General features: G+C 66.5%; 16 protein-coding genes and 1 tRNA gene. 7 read left to right on the top strand and 10 right to left on the bottom strand.

The features are described 5' to 3' along the window. The first annotated feature begins 15 nt into the window (after positions 1 to 15). The 3 genes from recJ (at position 16) to ESB00_RS10395 (ending at position 2594) form a co-directional block, all read left to right on the top strand. Positions 16 to 1731, top strand: coding sequence for a single-stranded-DNA-specific exonuclease RecJ (gene recJ, locus ESB00_RS10405; RefSeq protein WP_129047626.1), 1716 nt, complete (start codon positions 16 to 18; stop codon positions 1729 to 1731). An 18-nt stretch (positions 1732 to 1749) separates the two neighbouring features. Next, a complete protein-coding gene (locus ESB00_RS10400; protein ID WP_129047625.1) occupies positions 1750 to 2382 on the top strand; it encodes a DedA family protein in 633 nt (210 codons plus the stop codon). A 135-nt stretch (positions 2383 to 2517) separates the two neighbouring features. After that, positions 2518 to 2594 (top strand) — tRNA-Arg (locus tag ESB00_RS10395). Positions 2595 to 2682: 88 nt separating this feature from the next. Here the strand turns inward: ESB00_RS10395 and ESB00_RS10390 are convergent. Further along, positions 2683 to 3516, bottom strand: coding sequence for a helix-turn-helix domain-containing protein (locus ESB00_RS10390; RefSeq protein WP_129047624.1), 834 nt, complete (start codon positions 3514 to 3516; stop codon positions 2683 to 2685). A gap of 86 nt (positions 3517 to 3602) precedes the next feature. Here ESB00_RS10390 and ESB00_RS10385 point away from each other — a divergent pair, with 86 nt between their 5' ends. Both ESB00_RS10385 and ESB00_RS10380 read left to right on the top strand, forming a co-directional pair. Continuing rightward, positions 3603 to 4646 carry an aromatic ring-hydroxylating oxygenase subunit alpha gene (locus ESB00_RS10385; RefSeq protein WP_129047623.1) on the top strand — a complete coding sequence of 348 codons (1044 nt, stop codon included), beginning with the start codon at positions 3603 to 3605 and terminating at the stop codon, positions 4644 to 4646. An 18-nt stretch (positions 4647 to 4664) separates the two neighbouring features. After that, positions 4665 to 5504 (top strand): alpha/beta hydrolase, encoded by an 840-nt coding sequence (locus ESB00_RS10380; RefSeq protein WP_164976133.1) that lies wholly within the window; start codon positions 4665 to 4667, stop codon positions 5502 to 5504. 88 nt (positions 5505 to 5592) lie between these two features. Here ESB00_RS10380 and ESB00_RS10375 read toward each other — a convergent pair whose 3' ends face one another. Continuing rightward, a complete protein-coding gene (locus tag ESB00_RS10375; RefSeq protein ID WP_129047621.1) occupies positions 5593 to 6390 on the bottom strand; it encodes a sugar phosphate isomerase/epimerase family protein in 798 nt (265 codons plus the stop codon). Positions 6391 to 6569: 179 nt separating this feature from the next. Here ESB00_RS10375 and ESB00_RS10370 point away from each other — a divergent pair, with 179 nt between their 5' ends. Both ESB00_RS10370 and ESB00_RS10365 read left to right on the top strand, forming a co-directional pair. After that, positions 6570 to 7496, top strand: coding sequence for an ROK family protein (locus tag ESB00_RS10370; RefSeq protein ID WP_129047620.1), 927 nt, complete (start codon positions 6570 to 6572; stop codon positions 7494 to 7496). Between the two features lie 41 nt (positions 7497 to 7537). Next, a complete protein-coding gene (locus ESB00_RS10365) occupies positions 7538 to 8152 on the top strand; it encodes a D-sedoheptulose-7-phosphate isomerase (protein ID WP_129047619.1) in 615 nt (204 codons plus the stop codon). 55 nt (positions 8153 to 8207) lie between these two features. Here ESB00_RS10365 and ESB00_RS10360 read toward each other — a convergent pair whose 3' ends face one another. From ESB00_RS10360 to ESB00_RS10325, 8 genes are all read right to left on the bottom strand, one after another. Further along, complete coding sequence (locus tag ESB00_RS10360) at positions 8208 to 10406, bottom strand: alpha-amylase family protein (protein WP_129047618.1); 2199 nt, start codon at positions 10404 to 10406, stop codon at positions 8208 to 8210. A 140-nt stretch (positions 10407 to 10546) separates the two neighbouring features. Next, positions 10547 to 11860 (bottom strand): hypothetical protein, encoded by a 1314-nt coding sequence (locus tag ESB00_RS10355; RefSeq protein ID WP_129047617.1) that lies wholly within the window; start codon positions 11858 to 11860, stop codon positions 10547 to 10549. A 32-nt stretch (positions 11861 to 11892) separates the two neighbouring features. Then, positions 11893 to 14019, bottom strand: coding sequence for a hypothetical protein (locus ESB00_RS10350; protein ID WP_129047616.1), 2127 nt, complete (start codon positions 14017 to 14019; stop codon positions 11893 to 11895). A 16-nt stretch (positions 14020 to 14035) separates the two neighbouring features. Next, entirely contained in the window at positions 14036 to 15187 is a 1152-nt protein-coding gene (locus ESB00_RS10345; protein ID WP_129047615.1) for a M20 family metallopeptidase, read from the bottom strand. A 2-nt stretch (positions 15188 to 15189) separates the two neighbouring features. Next, positions 15190 to 16236: a dihydrodipicolinate synthase family protein gene (locus ESB00_RS10340; protein ID WP_129047614.1), complete on the bottom strand. Its 1047-nt coding sequence runs from the start codon at positions 16234 to 16236 to the stop codon at positions 15190 to 15192. Positions 16237 to 16238: 2 nt separating this feature from the next. Further along, on the bottom strand, positions 16239 to 17270 hold the full coding sequence (locus ESB00_RS10335) for an NAD-dependent epimerase/dehydratase family protein (RefSeq protein ID WP_129047613.1): 1032 nt from the start codon (positions 17268 to 17270) through the stop codon (positions 16239 to 16241). Between the two features lie 14 nt (positions 17271 to 17284). Then, positions 17285 to 18043, bottom strand: coding sequence for an amidohydrolase family protein (locus ESB00_RS10330; protein WP_129047612.1), 759 nt, complete (start codon positions 18041 to 18043; stop codon positions 17285 to 17287). Then, complete coding sequence (locus ESB00_RS10325; RefSeq protein ID WP_129047611.1) at positions 18040 to 18807, bottom strand: amidohydrolase family protein; 768 nt, start codon at positions 18805 to 18807, stop codon at positions 18040 to 18042. The genes ESB00_RS10330 and ESB00_RS10325 overlap by 4 nt, the downstream gene beginning before the upstream one ends. Positions 18808 to 18810: the final 3 nt, after the last annotated feature.

Genomic DNA, 18810 nt, shown 5'->3' with positions numbered 1-18810 from the left:
ACGCCCCGTCGCCTCATGCGCTGGAATTACACGCCGGTCCGCGCCGAAAGCGTGGAGGCCCTTGCGCGCGGCTTGGGCACGACGCCGATCGTGGCCGAACTGCTGTTGCGCAACGGCGTGGACGGGGAGGCGGCAATTCGCTTCCTCCAGCCCACGCTGGCCAGTCTGGCCGATCCCTTCCTGGTGGCCAACCTGGAGCGGGCGGCGGACCGGCTTTTGCTGGCCCTGCAGCGCAAGGAAAAGGTCACCGTGCTCGGCGACTACGACGTGGATGGCGTGTGCAGCACCACGATCCTCGTGTGCCTGCTGCGCCGGCTCGGCCTGGAGCCGACCTATGTCGTGCCGCGCCGCGCCGAGGAAGGCTACGGCCTGACCTGCACCTCGATCGAGCGCGCCCTTGAGGCCGGCGTGCCCGACCTCTTCATCGCCCTGGACTGCGGCACGAACTCCGCCGAGGAGGTGGCGTTTCTGCGCGGCAAGGGCGCGGAGGTCATCATCGTCGACCATCACCGTTCCACCGAGCCGCCCGCCTCCGATGCGATTCTGATCAATCCGCATGTCTTTCCGGCCGCCGGGGACGACGCCTGGCGTTACCTCTGCACGGTGGGCCTGGTCTTCAAGCTGGCTCACGGGCTGTTGAAAAAACTGCGCCAGGAGCAGCACCCGGTGGCGCTTTCCATCGTGCTGAAGGACTACCTCGACCTCGTGGCGATGGGCACGATCGCCGATTTGGTGCCGTTGCACGGGGAGAACCGCATTTTTGCCCGGCACGGCCTGCGCGTGCTCGCCGAGACGCGCCGCCCCGGTCTGATCTCCCTGATGCAGGTTTCGGGCCTCAAGGCCGAGCAGGGGCTGGTGCCCACCGACATCTCCTTCCGGCTCGGGCCGCGCATCAACGCCAGCGGACGCCTCGCCGATGCGGCGCTTTCGGTGGATCTGCTCCTCAGCCGCGATCCGGGTTTTTGCGAACAGGCCTCCCGCCAGCTCGACGGTCTCAATCGCGAGCGGCAGGACATCGAGCGCCAGATCACCGAATGTGCGGAGCGGCACGTGGAAGAACGCTTTGCCACCGCCGGCGGGCTGGTGCTGTTCGACGAGGCCTGGCATCCCGGCGTGGTGGGCATCGTGGCCGGCCGCATTTCGCGCAAATACAACCGTCCGGCCATCGTGCTGGGCAACGAGGGCGAACTCGCCAAGGGCTCCGGCCGCGGCATCAACGGCTTCAACCTCGTCGAGATTCTTGGCGCCTGCGCCGATTGCCTGGACGGGTGGGGCGGACACCCGATGGCGGTGGGCGTTTCCCTGCGCAAGGAACGGCTGGAGGAATTCCGCACCCGTTTCGAAGCGGCCATCCGCGCCCGCCATGACGGGTCCGGGGTCGAGCCCGGCGTGGAGCTGTCGGGCTGGCTCGAGGGCACGGCGGTGAACGAGGTGCTCATGGGCGAACTGGACCGGCTGCATCCCTTCGGCATGGGCAACCCCGAGCCGGTGTTCGGCGTGCGCGGCCTGCGCCTGCGGAACCGGCCCGATGTTTTCAAGGAGCAGCACTTCCGTTTCACGGCCGAGGATGCCGCCGGCCGGCGCATCAGCGGAGTGGCCTGGAAAATGGCTGACCGCCTGCCGCCCGTCGGCACCCCGCTGGAACTGGCCGTGCAGCTGAACTGGAATTACTACAACGGCCGTCGCACCCTGCAAATGGAGTTGCTAGATTGGCGCGCAACCGGAACTTAAAGGCCACTAAGCCCGCTCATGTTCGAGACGCTGCTCAAGTCCTTCCAAAACTCCCCGCTCTCGCTCTGGGGGCCGTTCTTCGTGCTGTTGCTCTGCGGTCTCGGGCTGCCGCTCCCCGAGGACGTCGTGCTCGTGACCGCCGGTGCGCTCGGGGAGATCGACGGCCGTCCTTGGCTGGAGGTCACCGCAGTGATGTATGCCGGCGTGATGCTCGGGGACTCGACGATTTTCTTCGCCGGGCGCTACTTCGGCGTCCGTTGGCGCAACTCCAAGTGGTTCCAGCGCTATTTCTCCCAGAAGAAACAGGACAAGGTGGAGGACCTCTTCGAACGCTACCATTCCTGGGTGCTCTTTGTGGGTCGTTTCCTGCCCGGCCTGCGCATGCCGATCTTCTTCACCGCCGGCTCCTCGCGGGTGAAGTTCTGGAAATTCTTCTTCTTCGACGGCCTCGCCGCGCTCATCAGCGTGCCGTTCTTCGTGTGGCTCGGCCACTGGCTGTGGCGCAAGTTCAAGGACGACATCGCCCAACTCGACAAGGCCCTTTCCCGCACCCAGACCTACACGATGATTGTAGCGGGGGTCATCTTCGTGGTCGTCGTGATCGTGGTCGTGAAGAAAGTCCGCGAAGCCCGGATGAAGTGGGACGAATGAGGTGGATTCCGCGCTCCGCGCGGGATTAAACCGGCAGGGAGCACCGGCGGGGGGACTCGAATTCGTCCGCCGAAATACGGAAAAAATTCTGCTTGAAGTCACTCCGCAGACCCCGCTTATTCGCCGTTCTCTCGCGCACCCGTAGCTCAATTGGATAGAGCATCTGACTACGGATCAGAAGGTTTGGGGTTCGACTCCCTACGGGTGCGCCACTTTTGAAACTCCGGCAATCCAACAGGTTGCTGGAGTTTTGTTTTTAGTCGGCCGGCTTCCACCGGACTGATAACGTCGCGGTGGCGTTCATGCCTTCCGTTTCTCACGGTCGGCCCATTGCTTGGGAGGCAGGCCGTAGCGCTGGCGGAACAGGCGGTAAAACTGGGAGAGATCCCCGAAGCCGCAGGAGAAGACCACGCCGGTGACGGAGTGCTCGCCCTGTCGCAACAGTTCGGCGGCGTGGGTCAGGCGGAGGTCGGTGAGTTGTTCCCAGAAGGTCCGCCCGGTGACGCGGCGGAACAGCATGCTGAAATGCCTCCGCGACACCCCGGCGCGCGTGGCGGCGCGGTCGAGATTCCAGTCGTCGTAGAAGGTGGCCTCAAGTTCCCGGGCCACCGCGGCCACGCGGGTGAGGGGAGCGCTAACGGGTTGCAGCACGGGCACTCGCGCCAGCGTCACCAGCAGGCGGGCGGCGAGGGCGCGGCCGAGAGTGGCGCTGCCCAGGCGGGGATGCACGCGCTCCAGCAAGGCCCGGCGCCAGGTGGACTCGACCTGCAGCTGGCTCGGCCGGCTCAGGGCGAGGCGGCGTTCGCGGCGGCCGGCCAGCTCGCGCCACAGCCTGGGTAGCTCGGGGTCGGTGCGGAGAAAGGCGGGGCTGAGGCAAAGCAACAGCAGGGTGGAAGGTTGCTCGTCCTCCAGCCGATGCCGGGTCCCGGCCGGCATCACGAGGATCATACCGGTGCCGATACTTTCCCCGGGCCGCCCCGTCTCGTGGCAGGTTATCTGTCCGCGCAGCACGTAGAGCAGCTTGTGAAACGGGTCCGTGCGCGGGGCCATCTGGAAATCCCCGGTGTGCACGCTCTCGGCAAAGAGGACGCCGGAGGCCGGCAACGTGATGCTGAGGGGATGCGCGGTTTTCATGAAGTGCCCGATCTACCAAAGCCGGATTACAGGATAATCCAAGCGGTTATCCGACGGACCTGCTACGCTGGGTTGCCTCATCTGCCATGTCTGATTTCCCGCCCACCGTCCTGCCGCTCCTGACTGAGGAGACCGCCCTCAACGCGCTACGCCGCACCTGGCAGCCCGTGGCCAACGCCGCCGCCGTGCCGCCCGGGGGTGTCATGGGCTACACGTTGCTCAATACCGAGCTGGTGATTGCCCGGTTTGCCGACGGCAGTCTGCTCGCCGCCGACGTGGCCTGCCCGCACAAAGGCGCGCGGCTATCCGCCGGTTGCATTCGGGACGGGCAGCTGATGTGTCCGTATCACGGCTGGCGCTTCAATGCCGAGGGCGACTGCCTGAGCATCCCCTCGCTGCTGGAGCCGAACGCCGATAAACTTGCGCTCTCACACCTGCGCACTTACGAGGTGCGGCAGCGCTATGGTTTCATCTGGGTAAAACTCGTGGCCAGCCGACACGGACTGCCCGCCGTGCCGGAGTTCGAGGACGAGCGTTGGACCTACCTGATGGGGCCGCCCATGAAGTTTGCGGCGGGCTGGCGGCGTGAAGTGGAAAACTACCTCGACATGTCGCACTTCGCCTTCGCCCACAGCGCCACGCTGGGCCAGGCCGCCGATCCGCGCATACCGGACATGAAAATTACACTGCACGAGGACGGTTTCCAGATGGACGCGCCCTTTCCTGCGCTGCAATCAACCCACGAAATGCCCGGCAAGCTCCAGAGTACGCATCATCGGCGACAGCGCTGCCACTTGCCGAACTTCACCACCATCCGCCAGTCCTTTCCTGATGGGGACGAGCGCGTGTTGGTCCATGTGCCGTCGCCCAACACCGGCGAGAGCTGCACGGTGTTCTGGTCGCTCGCCATTTCACCCGGATTTCGCGGACCGCCGCCGGAGCAGCAGATCGAGTTCGCCGTCCGCGTGCTCGATGAGGACCGCCAGATGTGCGAGCTGCAGATCCCGCGTGAGGTGCCGCTCAATCCGTCGCGCGGAGGGTGGGGCGTGCTCGTCATGCCCGGCGACACGCTCGCGACCACCTTTCAGAAGCAATTTCGGCGCTGGCTGACGGCTGGAGCGACGGTATAGTCCGCGACCATGCGGAGAATGCCTCTTCTCTTCCTGGCCTGCTGCACGACAGCCTTGTTCGCGCAGTCGAGACCGGAAACCACACCGACTGAGCTGCCTGGCGCCGAGACGTTACTCTATCGTGAAACGGAAGAGTCGCCGATGCGGCTGTTCGTTGTGAAACCAACGGGCTGGCAGGCGGGTGACCGGCGTCCGGCTCTGATTTTCTTCTTCGGCGGTGGCTGGACCACCGGAACGCCAGCCAGTTCGATCTTCTGGGCGAAGTTTGCCGCCGGCCTGGGGCTGGTGGGCATCGCTCCCGACTACCGCACGAAGGGCCGGCACGATGTGCCGCCGATGGGTTCCGTGGCGGACAGCCGCGCAGCTGTGCGTTGGGTGCAGGATCATGCGGCCGAATTGGGCGTGGATCCGCGGCGTATCGTCGTGGGCGGTAATTCGGCCGGCGGCCATGTCGCGCTCTGGACCGGCATCACGCACGCGCCTCCGGGCTCCCGCGAAGCGGAGTCGCCCCTGATCAAGCCGGCGGCGCTCATTCTCTTCAGCACGGTGTCCGACACCTCGGCCGAGACCGGTTACACCCCGCAGCGCTTCGGCGAGCACACGACCGCGCTCTCGCCCGTGCATCAGCTCGATGCGCAGATGCCGCCCGTGCTGGCCTTCCACGGCGATACCGACAAGACGGTGCCGCTGCGCCAGGCCGTGGCCTTGCGGGATAAACTCATCGCCACCGGCAACGTCTGCGAGCTGCACATCGTGCCCGGTGGCGGCCACAATTTCGGCAACGACGTGCCCGAGTGGCAGGAGAAGTCGCGCGAGCTGATGATCGCGTTTCTGCGGCGGCACGGGCTTGTTCCCTAATGGAGGCGGGGTGCCCTCACCCGCGAGTTGGAGACCGCGAGAATCTGAACCAACGGGTGAGAGCACCCCGCCTCCAGTCAAGTCCGCCTCACCACCAGTTGCGCTTGGCCGCGGCGGCCAGGGCGTCGTCGAGCGGGGCGAGATAGGGATGCCAGAGTTTTTCCCACTCGAGACTGACGCAGCCGGTGAAGTCCGCCTGCAGCGCCGCGCGCAAGGGTGCCATGGCAAACTCCCCTTCGCCGGGGAGCACGTAGGAGAACGGGTGCCGCTCACTGGGCTTACTGATGCTGTCCTTCACATGAATGTGCACCACGTGCGGCTTGATCGCCGGCCAGGTCACGAGCGGTTCCTCGCCGCCGTTGCGCCAGGTATGCTGGCTGTCCCAAAGAATGGCGGTGCCGGGCGCGAGGGACAGGAACTGGTGGATCGTGGCCGCGGTGAACAGGGCGTCGTGCGTCTCGATCATGATGTCGGTGCGCCAGCCGTGCTGCTTCCGTTCTGCCCGCCACCATGTCACGGTGTCGGCCATGGCCCGATGGGTGGCGGCGTTGGCGGACTTGCCGCCGTCGAACACCCGCAGCCACGGTACGCCGCAAGCCTCCGCCCAGGGGACGAATTTTAGAAATTCATCGCGGTCGGCCTGCTTGTTGTCCGCGAGTTTGAGCGAGGTGTCGAGCGACACAATCGGCGCTGGCGCAGAGCGCAGGCGCGCCGCCAGGGCGGCCGGTGTGCCGTAGGCCTCGGTCAGGACGGCGGGCACGTCGATGGTGCCGGCCAAGGCCCGGATTTCCACCGCGTCGAGGCGGTGGCGTTCCGCCAGAGCGAGGACCTGCTCCAATGAATATTCAGGGCAACCCAGGGTGGAAATCGAGCGGCGATAGGGCATCGGTGGTGGCGAAGATGGGAATTTGCCGGAAGGATTTCACCACTAATCCTCACTAATGTCTCACAATGGAAAAGTTTTGATCGGGGGCATCCGGCCTGCCTCATTAGTGGATAGTTAGTGTGAATTAGTTGTGCCCCGTGATTTGCCCTTAAAATTCACCCAACTCAAACCCACAGACCGTGCAGATCATCGGTATCGACATCGGAGGAACGAAGTGCGCGGTCGGCGTGTTGCGGGACGGCGCGGTGGTGGAAGTGGATCGGTTTCCCACGCAGGATTACACCGCGACCTTTGCACGTTTTCGACAGGCGGTTGCCGCGCTCAAGCCCGGCCCTGATGTTGTCTTCGGCATTTCCTGCGGCGGACCGCTGGATGCGGCGCGGGGCGTCATCCTGTGTCCGCCCAACCTGCCTGGCTGGGTCGATATCCCGATTTGTCGGGTCTTCACGGAGATTTTCGGTGGACGCGCCTTCCTGATGAACGACGCCAACGCCTCCGCCCTGGCCGAGTGGCACTTCGGTGCCGGGAAGGGCTGCCGCCACATGGTCTTTTTGACCGCAGGCACAGGCATGGGCGCAGGCCTGATTCTTAACGGGCGGCTTTATGAGGGCGCATCCGGTGACGCGGGAGAAGTGGGACACCTGCGCTTGCGGCCGGACGGCCCGCTGGGCTTCGGGAAGCACGGATCGTTCGAGGGCTTTTGCAGCGGAGGCGGCATCGCGCGGCTCGCCCTGGCGATGGGGTGGCCGCAAACGGAGGTGACGTTGAAAGATCTCGCCGAGGCGGCAACCCGGGGCGACCCGCTCGCGCGGCAGGTGTTGGACACGGCCGGCGAACGGCTCGGCGAAGCGTTGGCGCTGCTCATGGATACGCTGAATCCCGAGCGGATTGTCCTGGGCGGCTATTATCCCCGTTGCTCCGAGCTCCTCCTTCCCGCGATGAACCGGGCGCTGGCGGCAGAGGCCCTGCCCAGCGCGCGGGCGGCCTGCCAGATTTTGCCCGCGGTGCTGGGAGAGAGCATTGGCAGCAACGCGGCGGTTGCCGTGGCGCTGCACGCTCTTGATACCTTGCCCGAGCGCGTCGCGGAAGGCGGCGCCAAGGAATAAGTTTCAACTGCCAAGTTACAGGATTCCCGAACCCACTCACCATGCCCCAGAGCCAACTGAACCATCTGCTGAAACGCCGTCCGGAACTCGCTGCGATCGGTCCCGATATCGCCGAGGCCTTTGAACTGCTGCGCGATTGCTACCGCGCCGGCGGCAAGGTCCTCCTCTGCGGCAACGGCGGCAGCGCGGCGGACGCCGATCACTGGTCGGGCGAACTACTCAAGGGGTTTTGCAAGAAGCGTCCGCTGACGAAGCCACTGCGAGGCAAGCTGCGCCCGGCGATTGCGAATAAGCTCCAGGGCGCATTGCCCGCGATTCCGCTAACTTCCTTCCCGGCTGCGAGCACGGCCTTTGGCAACGACGTCGAACCGGTGCTGGCCTACGCGCAGCTGATTTCTGCCCTCGGTCGGCCCGGTGACGTGCTCGTTGGGCTCAGCACCTCAGGCAACGCCACCAACGTCTGCGCCGCCGCCGAGGTGGCACGTGCGAAAAAAATGAAGATTCTGGCCCTAACTGCTGCGCACGGCGGGAAACTCAAGAAACTCAGCGACGTGTGCCTCCGTGCTCCGACGAGCGAGACCTACCTCGCTCAGGAATACCATCTGTCGATCTATCACTGCCTCTCGCTGATGTTGGAGGAGGAGTTCTTTGGGTAAATGGGTTCGCGGGCGAGGTCGGCGCAATCGCCGACCCTACATTGAGGAAGTTGAGCTATGATCCCAGTAGCACTTCGCCGGACTCGGCGTCGTAAACGGTCGTGCTACGGGCGGAGAGGTTGGCCGGGATGGTCGGCCCGCCGGGCAGGCGCAGGGTCCGTGGCCCGCCCGTGAGGGTGTGCACCATCAGCAAGCCGTCGCCGAGCAAAGTGGCGTCGTCATGGTCGTTGATGACGTGACATCCGGCCCGCCGTCCAAGCGTGCGCAGCAGGGCGGGCGCGGTCGGACTGACGCCAAAGGACCACCACGTCGCCGTATCGGTCTTGCGCCATGCGGCGCTGATGCTGCCGTCGGACCAGCGGCCGGCGACCTGGGTGGCAGGAACATCATAGACCGGCACGTGCTTCGGTGGTTCTAGCGTCTGCACCTCACGAATGCCATCGAGTTCCAGGGTTGAGATGGGACGGGTGGCATCGCGGCCGTGGGTCGTGATGCCCGTCACGGCGCCCGCGAGCGCGCCACCGATTTCACGTCCATTGCTCCAACCGACGTAGCCGGTGAACATGACATGCCTACCGGCCGCTGCGACCTGGCTGGCGATCACCTGCCGCTGCGTCTCGTTAAGCACGACGGTGGATCCGAAGATCACCAGCTTGAAAGGGGAGAGATCGAGCTGGCCAAGTTCGCCGATAAGCGCCTCGTCGGCCACGAGGCCGGAGCGGTAAAGGCCCTCGAGCAGGCCGTCCATGCCGCGACCCGAGAAGGGATTGGGGCCGACGGGCGGCTGGTCGCCAAATTTGAAACCCTCAAGCGACCAGCGCTTGGCGACCGTGTGGCAGAAGGACCACGGATCGTGGATGACCAGGACATCGGCTGGACGCCGGTACGGCCGGCCATGGCGCGATTGGGCAACGCGGTGGATGGCGCGGATCTCGGCGGCGAGGCGCGGGTGGTCCCACCAGCCGACATTGCCATGCGTGGCGAAGTCGGGCGTGCCGGCGACCATGCCAAAGTCATACCACCACTGGCCGCCGCCGCGGATGACCGGCAGCAGGGCGTTGCGACGCAGGCAGGCGATGTCATCTTCCAGCGTGGTCTTGAAATGCCGGTCCCACGGGCAGCCGACGAGGAAGGTGCCGTGATCGTTCTCGTCGAGCCACAGCTTGCCCGCACGACGCACGGCGCCCGTGATGCCGCGTCCGTGTCCGGAGCCACCAAGCGCGCGCACGCCGTCGGTGTAGGACGCGGGCGAGCACAGGCAGTCGAGGTGGGGCGAGGCGAGAACCTTGTCATGGGCGAGGTGACTGCCCGCGGCATTGCGCGCGAACTGGCCGTAGAAATAGCCCTGAAAGGCCGCCGTTACGATGGGCCGCGGCCAGCACCGTTTCACTGTCGCGGCGAGCCCGAGCAGCGCATCGGCCATCGTCAGGTGCAGCCAGGTGAAGTAGTCGATCAGGTCCTGTTGCGTGCGCGGATCGCGGAGCGGACCCACCGCGACGGTTTCGCGGGCCGGGGAATCGGGCGGCAGAACGGCCTCGATACGTGCGCCGGGACGCTGCCACGCATCAGCCAGCTGTTCGTCCGACCCGTAACGCGTGCGCAGCCACTCGCGGTAGGCGCGGGTCGCGGCGACCCCGGTGTCGGGATCGTGGTGAAGAAAGCCGAACTGGTGCCATTCGCCGTAGAGCCCGTTGGCGAGTTGGATGGCGAAGAGCCCGCCGCCCTCGGGCGTGGCGCCGAGGCGCGTGCAAAAGTCAGCCAGATGCGTATCCGCCCATTCGCGCCACTTGGTTGAGGCGAAGCTGGCCCGCAGCGGACGGTCACCGTCGCCGTGCAAGGGCCGCACCAGGCCCCAGCGCTCCTTTTCCTCGACCGGCACATCGGCGTAGCCCACGCATTCCTCGGGATGCCGGGCGCACCACCACGGCGGGGCGTTGACGTGCAGGCGCAGCATCACGGCCGCGTCGGGACACTGAGCCAGGACACCGGCGATCTGGCGCTGCGCCAGGGTCAAATCAAGTGCGGCGTCCGGCCCGCTGAGCATCTGCTCGAACCAGAGGTCGAGTTGGAAAAGCCGGACACCCTGCGCGGCAAAGAGACTGATGTTACGCGCGGGCAGTTCCTCCCATGACCAGCGGGCGCCAGGGCAGTCGCTGAGCGCGTAGATGAGCGGCGCGTGGGGCTGGCCGTTGAGCACGAGCGTCGGGCGACCGGCGCGCATTTCCACCTTCGAGATGAGCGGGGAGCGGGGCATGGAGAAAAGGAAACCTGAAACTTGAGATCTGAAACCTGAGTATGGGGAGAAGACACTGCAATAGAACGGAAATTAAACCTGTAGGGGCGGCGCTTGCGCCGACCTCGCACATGAGGTCGCAGCAAGCTGCGCCCCTGCATTTATTTCGACGGCGGGGGTGGCGGGGCGAAGTAAGTCTGCCAGAGGCCGACGATGAAGTCGGCGCCCATGGGCAGCAGGTGTTCGTCCCAGTTGTATTCGCGCTGCTTGGCCTGCGAGAAGCTGCGGTAGCCCTCGCGGGCCTTGAAGATCATGTCGCCCATGCCGACGCCCATGCGCCGCTCCAGCATGTCGCCTCCTTCGGTGGCGCGCCATTCACCCACCAGCTTAAGCGTGGCCGCGGTCGGAATATCAATCATCGCGCCCTCGAAGGCGTAGCCGAGGCTGGTGCGCAGACCGTCCCAGTCGGTGCTCTCGAACTCGTGCAGCATGCCCATCTGGCCCTCCCACGGCGACTCGGTGGCGGCGGAGGCGCGCTGCATCAGGCCGGAGGAGTAGCCCGTGCCCGTGTGCACCACGGTGCGCACGGCCTTGGAGAAGAGCCGCAGCGCCTGTCCACGGTGCAGGAGCCAGGGTTGGTGCAGGGTATCGCCGTTCAACGTGAAATCATTGCGGACACCCGCGCCTCGCGTGATGACGCCTTGGGCGAGCACCTGCTTGGCCGGCACCGCGACGGAGCCGCCGTTCATCATCAGGTCGCGGATCGCGGGATTCCAGGTCCAGCAGCGCTTGATGTTCAGGAAGCGGGCGGCCTCGAGCCGGGCGATGAAGCGGTCGAAGTCGAAACCGCGAAAGAAGGCGTTGAGTTCGTCGGGCCCGAAGTAGAGCGAGGCCGAGATGATCGCGCCCACGTAGCCCTCGACGTGGTTCGGATTCCAGCTCTTGTGAAACAACGAGTAACCGTCGAGGAGCAGGTAGTAGTCGTTGTCATCGTCGAGGCAGAAGTGGGCGGCCAGGGCGAGGGCCTGCATGAGCAGGTCGGCGCGGGCCTTCTCATCGGCGGAGAGCTGGCTCCAGGCCGCAGGCGTGCGCTTGGCGAGCAACAGGGCGTGCGCGGGGACGTGATGTGTCCAGCCGCCGATGCCGCCCTGGGCCTCGGGTTCGCGCGTGCTGCCATCGGGATATAGCTCAGGCGTGACGAGAAAGAAGCGGAGTTTGTCGGCGAGGTGCGTGGCGAGGGTTTTCCCGTCCACGACCTGATCGGGCGCCTGGAAGGCGGCCGCGGCCGTCACCTGGAGCGCGAAGGTCTCGCGCATCTCGCGCATGCGTTGGTGATCCACGAATTTCCAGCGCGGCGCCTTTGTGCGCACGGCCAGTTCGACGAGGTCGGTTGGCAAGGAGGGCAAAGGCGCCGCCGGCAGGTGCGGACAGCCGAGCAAGGCGAGGAAAAACAGGCTGAGAAAGGGGCGGATCATGGTTCGGATGGTTGAAACAGGAGATGAGAACATTAGGAGCCAGGGGAGTGAATGGTGCCGTCAGCGCGGATTTCCAGCAGCCGGCCCTGCCAGCGGAGGCCGTGCAGGGCGGCATGCGGATCGAGCCGGTCGAGTTGAGGCCGGGACTTCGGCTGGGTGTAGCCAGGGTCGAAACCAAAGAGGCCGAGCACGACGGTCTCGAAGAAGTTGCCGGCGGAAAGGCAGGTCCAGTCGTTGATATAAGGCCACTCGGTCGGCGCCTTCCGGGCACCACCGGCGACGGTGGGGGCGGCGGTCTCGACGAAGTGGGCCTGGGAATACGGACCCTGTTGGGCGGTGGCCGCCAGGCCGGGCAGCCATGTGGCGAGCAGGTCGGCGTGGTCGGTTTTGAGCAGCGCGGTGGCGGCGAGGGAGACCCAGGCCGGGTAGGAACCGTTCCACTGATGGTCGGGTCGCTGCGAGAAACCGGTGTCCTCGTCCAACGGCGAAAGGGCCGACATCCAGGTCGGCGTCATCAGCTCGCGGCGGAAGAAGTCGATCATCTCGTTGATTTGTTCCGTCGGCAGGTCCGCGTGGAGAAAGTTCAGGGTGTGGATGAAATCCCAGGCATGCCGGACCGGCACAAGTTCGCCGTCGGGCCGGCGGCAGTGCCAGTAGCCGGCGCCCGCCACATAGAGCGACTGCACCCGGGAGACGAGGGCGGTGGCTTCCTGTCGCAAACGGGACGCCTCCCCGGCGCGTCCCTGCCAATCGAGGAGCGTGGCGGTTTCGCGCAGGATCCAGACGTTGGCCGCGTTGAGCGACGCCACCTCATGCTCATAGGTGCCGACCGCTTCGAGCAGGCTGTTGCGGTCGCCGTAGTCGGCGAGGCCGCTGCCCCGGTCCAGCGTGCGGTAGTGCGACGCGCAGGCCACCAGATGCTCAAGGACGGTGCGGTCGCCGACCCGGTGGGTGAGCCAGTCGGCTTCGCCCGTCACGCGCACATAGAGCGTGATCAAGCGCGCCATGGCATAGTCGTTGCACGAATACCAGTTGCCGGTGCTCCGGCCGCTCACGTATTCCGTCCCGAAGTGGCGGTGAATGTCCCGCTCCAGCCAGCGCTCGATCGTGCGGCGGACGCAGGCCGGGTCGAGGAGCGTGAGCAGGAACGCCGCGAGGGACCAGTCGTTGATGAAGCTGGTCGTCACCCAATACCGCGGCATCAACGTGACGTAGGTGCGTCCGTGCGGTGAAACCCGGGGCTCGCGCTTGAAGTAAATGGCCGTGATGACCGCGTTGAGATAGACCGCACGCAGGGCCGCGTTGGTCGTGCGCAGCACGGGCAGGTGGCCGCTGTAACGCGCATTGCCCGGGGTGAAGGCGGCGGCGATCTCGGCGCGCCAGTCCGTTTCGGCGGCGGCGAGTTCTGCTCCCGGGTTTTCGCGCCAGCGGGCCAACGCGGAGTGAAGTTCATCCGGGTCTCCGCCAACCGCGATGATGAAGTGCAGGGTGCGGGTTTCTCCGGGCTCGAACGACCAGTCGAAGCCGAGCCAGCGGCGATCCAGCCAGTCCGGAGACGGTGACGTCGCCTGCAGGGCGTGCGCGGCGCTGGCCTGCGAGGAGAAGAGGAGTCCGCTGCGGTCGGCGAGCACTTCGCGACGGTTGCGGCGCAGCGTGGTTGCGGGTGGCGCGCCTTCCCACGGGGTGGTGGAAATGAGCGGGGCTTCCTGTGGCGACACGGGCGTATGCCAGCCATCGTCGGAACGCACGACGCCTTCGCCGGCGAGCAGGCCGAACCGCACGGTCCGGCGGGCGGCGGCGCGGTTGGTGATCTGCAGCGCGACGGTAACGGTTTGGGCGCGGACGCCCATGACCGTGGTGCTGGTGAAATGCCAGTCGCGGTGCTCGGTTTGGCGCACGACCCGGTCCGGGCGCCATTCGAAGGCGATCTCGGCGGCGGAGGTGTGAAGGCGGCAACCGTCGAACTGCAGGGTGCCGAGCCAACTGGCGCCGACGGACCACGGGGCAAAGGTCAGGTGCTGGACCGCGGTGATGTCGGGGGCGACCTGGAGGCAGCCAAGGAAATTGGTGAGTGCGGGGGGATTGAAAAGTTCGCCGTTCCGGCAGGTCAGCCGGGCGCTGGAGAATTCCTCGAGGGAGGGACCGACGGGCAGGGCCATGGGGGGGGGAGGACCGTCAGGCCGAGCCGGCGGGCAGGCGCAGCAGCGCACCATAAACCGCGATGGCGCGCTCCAGTTCACGGCGGTCGAGCCATTCATCCTTGGTGTGGGCCTGCGCAAGATCGCCGGGGCCGAGCACGATGACCTGGGCGCCGGCGGCGGCGTAGTGGCTGGCATCGGTGGCGTAGGGCGCGCCGATGGCCGTCGCGTCGAGACCGCAGGCCCTGAGCGCTGGCGCGGCCCAGGCGTGCAAGGCCGCGGAATTCTGCGGGGGCAGCGGCGGGGCGAGATACAGGCTGTCGTGCTCCACGGTCTGGCCGGCCAGGGCGGCATCACGTTCCGCCAAAATCTGGGCCGCGGTCTCGCCCGGCACGAGCCGGCGGTCGCAGTAAATCTCGCAGTAGTCGGGGATGATGTTCACGGCCGATCCGCCGCGGATAAGGTTGATGCTGGCTGCGGCGCGGCCAGTGAGGGGAAATCCCCGGCAGGCCAGCGGCAGGAAGCGCGCCTCCAGGGCGGCGACCACGTGCAGCATCGCATGGATGGCCGAACGACCCTTGCTGGGATCGGCCGAATGCGCGGCCACGCCGCGGGTGATGGTGCGCCAGCGCAGTGCGCCATTATGGGCCACGACGGGGCGGAGTCCGGTGGGTTCGCCGACGACGATCCCGCGCAGTCGAGAAATGTGCGCGAGTTCCCCGGCGAAAGCCTTGGCGCCGCGCATCTGTGCCTCCTCATCCACGACGAACACAACCCCGGCATTCCGGACGCGCTGAGTCGAGTGCGCGTAGGCTTGCAGGGCCCAGAGCATGGCTGCGCCTGACCCTTTGGTGTCGCAGGTGCCCCGGCCGTGAAGCCGGTCACCGTCCGCGGTCAGCTTCAGCGGCGGCACCGTCATGCCGTCCAGGCTGACGGTGTCGAGGTGGCTTTCGAACAGGAGCCATTCGGCATCAGGCGCGGTCTCGGCGGTGATGAGCAGATTGAAACCGCGATCGCCCACCGGGAGGCGCCGGGTCTGCAGTCCCCAGTGATGGGCGAGGGTCTCGAGATGGGCGGCCAGGGCCGACTCCCCGCCGGCCGGGCCGCCGAAATCCGGATTCACGGTCTCGAAGGAGACCATCTGGGCGAGCAACTCCTCGCAGCTGGTGGGTGGGGGCAGGGTGGGCATGTTCAGCGCAGCCAGCGTTCACGGTTCTCCGCCACGAAAGCGTCATCGGTCAGCTCGGGGTAAGCGAGACCGACGCGGGTGAGCTCCTCGGCCTGGCCCGGCGAGAGAGCCTCGTGGGGATTCAGGCAATGGATTGACTCAACCAAGCCCTGCCGGCGCAGGACCTCAAGAATGCCGGGGATGCAGCCGTGAAAGGCGTTGGCGGAATCGAAGAGCGCGGCGTTCATGTCGGTCACCGCCACGGCGCGCCGCAGCCATTCGGCGCTGATCACAGGTTGTTGGGCGGCCGCTTGGGCTTCGCGAAACAGCTTCACCGCCGAATGGGTCCACACGCCCCAGTGTCCGAGGAGTCCGCCGACAATGCGCCGGGTCACGGGTCGTCCGTGATGCGGGAATGTAAACGGTGTCAGCAAGTCGGCGACGATGGTGTCGTCGTTGCCGGTGTAGAGCGCGACGTCGTCGCGGCCGGCGTCCACGATCGCGCGGACGACGTCCAAGGTTTGGTAGCGGTTGAAGGGTGCGATCTTCACGGCCGTGACGCCGGGAATCTCCGCGAAGCGGCGCCAAAAGGAGTAGCTGAAGACGCGTCCACCGACGGCCGGTTGGAGGTAGAAGCCGACGACGGGGATGAGCCCGGCGAGGGTCGCAACATGGGCGATGATGGTCTCCTCTGGTTCGGTCTTGAACGCGGCCATGCTGACTAGGGCGGCGTGGTAGCCAAGCGAGAGCGCGAGCTCGGCTTCGCGGGTGGCCTGCGGGGTCCGGCCGCAGATGCCGGCGATCAGCGCGAAGTTGCGGGGCGCGGCGGACAGCTCGGCGCGCACGGTCGCCGCGGCGAGCTCCAGCACAGGCCGCAACAGGTTATGCTGCGGATCGCGGATCTCGAACTGCGTTGAATGCACGCCGACCGCGAGCCCGCCGGAGCCGGCCGCAACGTAGTATCGCGTCAGGGCGCGCTGGTGTCTTTCGGAAAATTTACGCTGGCGATCAAGCGCCAGCGGTTGGGCGGGGATGACGTGGCCGGCAAGCAGATGGGAACGAAGGTCCATGGTCAGAATTTGCCGCTGCGGGCTTCAAAGTGGGTGGGCTTGCCGAGGAGCCGGCCGCCGCCGCCCACGTGCGCGGCGATCAGGTCGAGCATGCGCGGCAGGGATGTTTCAGGCGGGCCGAACAGCTTGAGCGACTCGCGGGCGTCGGACAGCCACGCGGTCGGGGCCTCCGTGCCCGTGAAATGCGGCGGGCGGCCGAAACGCCGGCCAAATTCCCCGGCCAGCGAGCGCACACTGAGTTTTTCTGCGCCGGTGATGTTGAGCAGCTTCGGCGGATTGGCCGTGTGAACCAGGCACTGGATGGCGCGGGCGCACGCATCGCCCTGCCAGATGCAGTTCAACCAGCCCATCGTCAGGTCCACCGGCTCTCCGCGCGCGACCTTCAGGGCGATGTCCACGAGCACGCCGTAGCGCAGCTCCACCGCGTAGTTCAGGCGATACATGAGCTGTCGCGTGCCGAATTCCTGCGCGAAGTGGGCGAAGACGCGTTCACGTCCGACGCAGGTGCTGGCATATTCGCCAAGAAAGGCGACCGGCTCGCCTTCATGGGCCCCTGGGCCGGTGACCGGCACGAAGGGATAGACGCAGCCGGTCGAGAACACGACGATGCGCGAGTTGCGGAAATGCTGTGCGACCAGCGCCGGGACATAGGTGTTTTGTATCCAGGTGAGACCGGGAGCGCTGTCGGTGCCAAACTTCTGTCCGGCGAGATAAAGCACATTGGTCGCCAGCGGCAGCGCAGCCACCTGCGCGGCATCCGCCAAGTCGCACGGGAGCGTGCGCACGCCGAGGTTTTCGAGCCCGGCGCGGGCCTCGGGGCGGCTGAACCGCGAAACGCCGGTGACAACGGCCTCACCCCGGCCGGCAGCGTCGAGCGCGCGGCGCAGCATCACGGCGGTGGAGGTGCCCATCTTGCCACCGACTCCGAGGACCATGAAATCGCCGGGCAGATTACGGACGGCTTCAATGGCGCCAGCGGTGGGCGTCGAAAGCAGGAGTTCAATCTCGTGATCGGTGGAGGGAAGCTCGGGCATGGCTCTAGGCAGGTTCAGAGACGGAGAAAACGTTGCAGGTTGGCGGAAGCAATTAAGCGGCGAGGCGCGGCGCGCAGGGTGGAGGTGTCCAGCTTGGCCCGGGCCGCGGCGGTGATCAGCAGCGGGGTGTGGGAGGCAAAGGCGAGCTGGCGGGCGGGCACCTTGGCGAGGAGGTGCTCCATCGTATCGTGCCACTCGGCGAAAGAGAGGTCGGCGAGGAGGTTGGGGTGGCGGGGGGCCAGCTTGAGCAGGTCGGGGCGCAGGAGTCCGCTGGCTAGCACGGGGCGACCGGGGTGGCGCCGCAGCAGGTTTGCCAAGTCGCCAACCGGCACCGGCTTGATCGTCAGGGCGTGATACTCATGCCGCTGGTCGATGAGCTGCAGCTGGATGATGAGACACAGGCGGAGAAATTTCAGGGCGTCGCACAATTCGTCCACCGCGGGATGGTTGAGCCGGTAATTGTGGTAGTTGGGCAACAGCCGCACGGCGCGCACGCCCGGATCGATGGCGACGGCGGCAAGATCAGCGCGCCAGTTCGCGAGAGAAGGGTTGATCACCGGCACGGGCAGCAGCGCGCGCTGGCGCTTCGTCGCGGCGAGCAGGGCAAGGTTGGCCGGTTGCGGGGCCGGGGCGAAGACGGCGTCGAGCGGTGAAACGAGGGCGCGGGCGATGCCGTGTCGCTTCAAGTGCCCCGCGAGCGAGCGAGGCGTGTGGGCGGCGGCGAAGGAGAAGGGCCAGCGGCCGACCCAGGTGTTGGCGTCGAAGAAGTTCATTTCAGTCCGAGAAGGGCCGCGGCGTTGTCGTGGAGGATTTTTCGCTGCGTGCGGAGATCGAGGCGCGAACCCGTGATACGGGCGATGGCTACGCCGAAGTCGCGGATGGGGGCGTCGGAGCCGTAGAGAATCCGGCCGGCGCCGAGTTGCTCCACCGCGTATTCGACCATGCCCGTCTCGGGGGCGGCCCCGGAAGTGTCCACCACGACGTTGGGGCAGGCTTTCACGGCCTGCACGCCGCGCACGCCGCAGCCTGTCAGGTGGGCCATGATGATGCGGACGTCAGGAAAACGCCGGGCGAGCGTCGCAACATCCTCCGGATCGGTGTGGAAGGCACGTTCGCCGATTTTGGTCATGCTCCAGGCGTGTTGGAGAACGATCAGGTGGTGGCGGCGAGCCTCTTCCATGAGCGGGCGCATGACCGCATCGGCGGCGTTGTTGGCGATCTCCAGCTTGAGGCCGCGAAAGCCACGGGCGACGCAGCGGGCTACTTCCGCGCGGACGGCGGGGGCGCCGAGGGTCGGGTTGAGATGACAGAATCCCGTGACGAACTCCGGATGACGGCACATCAGCTCGTGCGTTTCGTCGTTGATCAGGCGGATCTGCGCCGCATTGGGCGAGCGGCCGAAGGCAAGCACGTCGCCCAGCACGACCACCTGGCGGATGCCGTGGGCGCGGGCCCGGGCCAGGAGTTGCTCCGCGCCGGTGCGGCCGCGGTGGTCGTCGCGCAGGATCGGGTGGGTATGGACGTCAATGATACGCATCGG

The sequence above is a fragment of the Oleiharenicola lentus genome (genome assembly GCF_004118375.1).
GTDB lineage: Bacteria > Verrucomicrobiota > Verrucomicrobiia > Opitutales > Opitutaceae > Lacunisphaera > Lacunisphaera lenta.
Note: the sequence above shows the minus strand (reverse complement) of the source record. Positions and strands in the feature narration are given on the sequence as shown.

Coding starts and splice junctions, on each gene's coding strand:
- ESB00_RS10335 (WP_129047613.1), bottom strand. CDS start 17,270: ATGCCCGAGCTTCCCTCCACCGATCACGAGATTGAACTCCTGCTTTCG.
- recJ (WP_129047626.1), top strand. CDS start 16: ATGCGCTGGAATTACACGCCGGTCCGCGCCGAAAGCGTGGAGGCCCTT.
- ESB00_RS10350 (WP_129047616.1), bottom strand. CDS start 14,019: ATGGCCCTGCCCGTCGGTCCCTCCCTCGAGGAATTCTCCAGCGCCCGG.
- ESB00_RS10360 (WP_129047618.1), bottom strand. CDS start 10,406: ATGCCCCGCTCCCCGCTCATCTCGAAGGTGGAAATGCGCGCCGGTCGC.
- ESB00_RS10365 (WP_129047619.1), top strand. CDS start 7,538: ATGCCCCAGAGCCAACTGAACCATCTGCTGAAACGCCGTCCGGAACTC.
- ESB00_RS10355 (WP_129047617.1), bottom strand. CDS start 11,860: ATGATCCGCCCCTTTCTCAGCCTGTTTTTCCTCGCCTTGCTCGGCTGT.
- ESB00_RS10325 (WP_129047611.1), bottom strand. CDS start 18,807: ATGCGTATCATTGACGTCCATACCCACCCGATCCTGCGCGACGACCAC.
- ESB00_RS10345 (WP_129047615.1), bottom strand. CDS start 15,187: ATGCCCACCCTGCCCCCACCCACCAGCTGCGAGGAGTTGCTCGCCCAG.
- ESB00_RS10340 (WP_129047614.1), bottom strand. CDS start 16,236: ATGGACCTTCGTTCCCATCTGCTTGCCGGCCACGTCATCCCCGCCCAA.
- ESB00_RS10380 (WP_164976133.1), top strand. CDS start 4,665: ATGCCTCTTCTCTTCCTGGCCTGCTGCACGACAGCCTTGTTCGCGCAG.
- ESB00_RS10390 (WP_129047624.1), bottom strand. CDS start 3,516: ATGAAAACCGCGCATCCCCTCAGCATCACGTTGCCGGCCTCCGGCGTC.
- ESB00_RS10375 (WP_129047621.1), bottom strand. CDS start 6,390: ATGCCCTATCGCCGCTCGATTTCCACCCTGGGTTGCCCTGAATATTCA.
- ESB00_RS10400 (WP_129047625.1), top strand. CDS start 1,750: ATGTTCGAGACGCTGCTCAAGTCCTTCCAAAACTCCCCGCTCTCGCTC.
- ESB00_RS10330 (WP_129047612.1), bottom strand. CDS start 18,043: ATGAACTTCTTCGACGCCAACACCTGGGTCGGCCGCTGGCCCTTCTCC.
- ESB00_RS10385 (WP_129047623.1), top strand. CDS start 3,603: ATGTCTGATTTCCCGCCCACCGTCCTGCCGCTCCTGACTGAGGAGACC.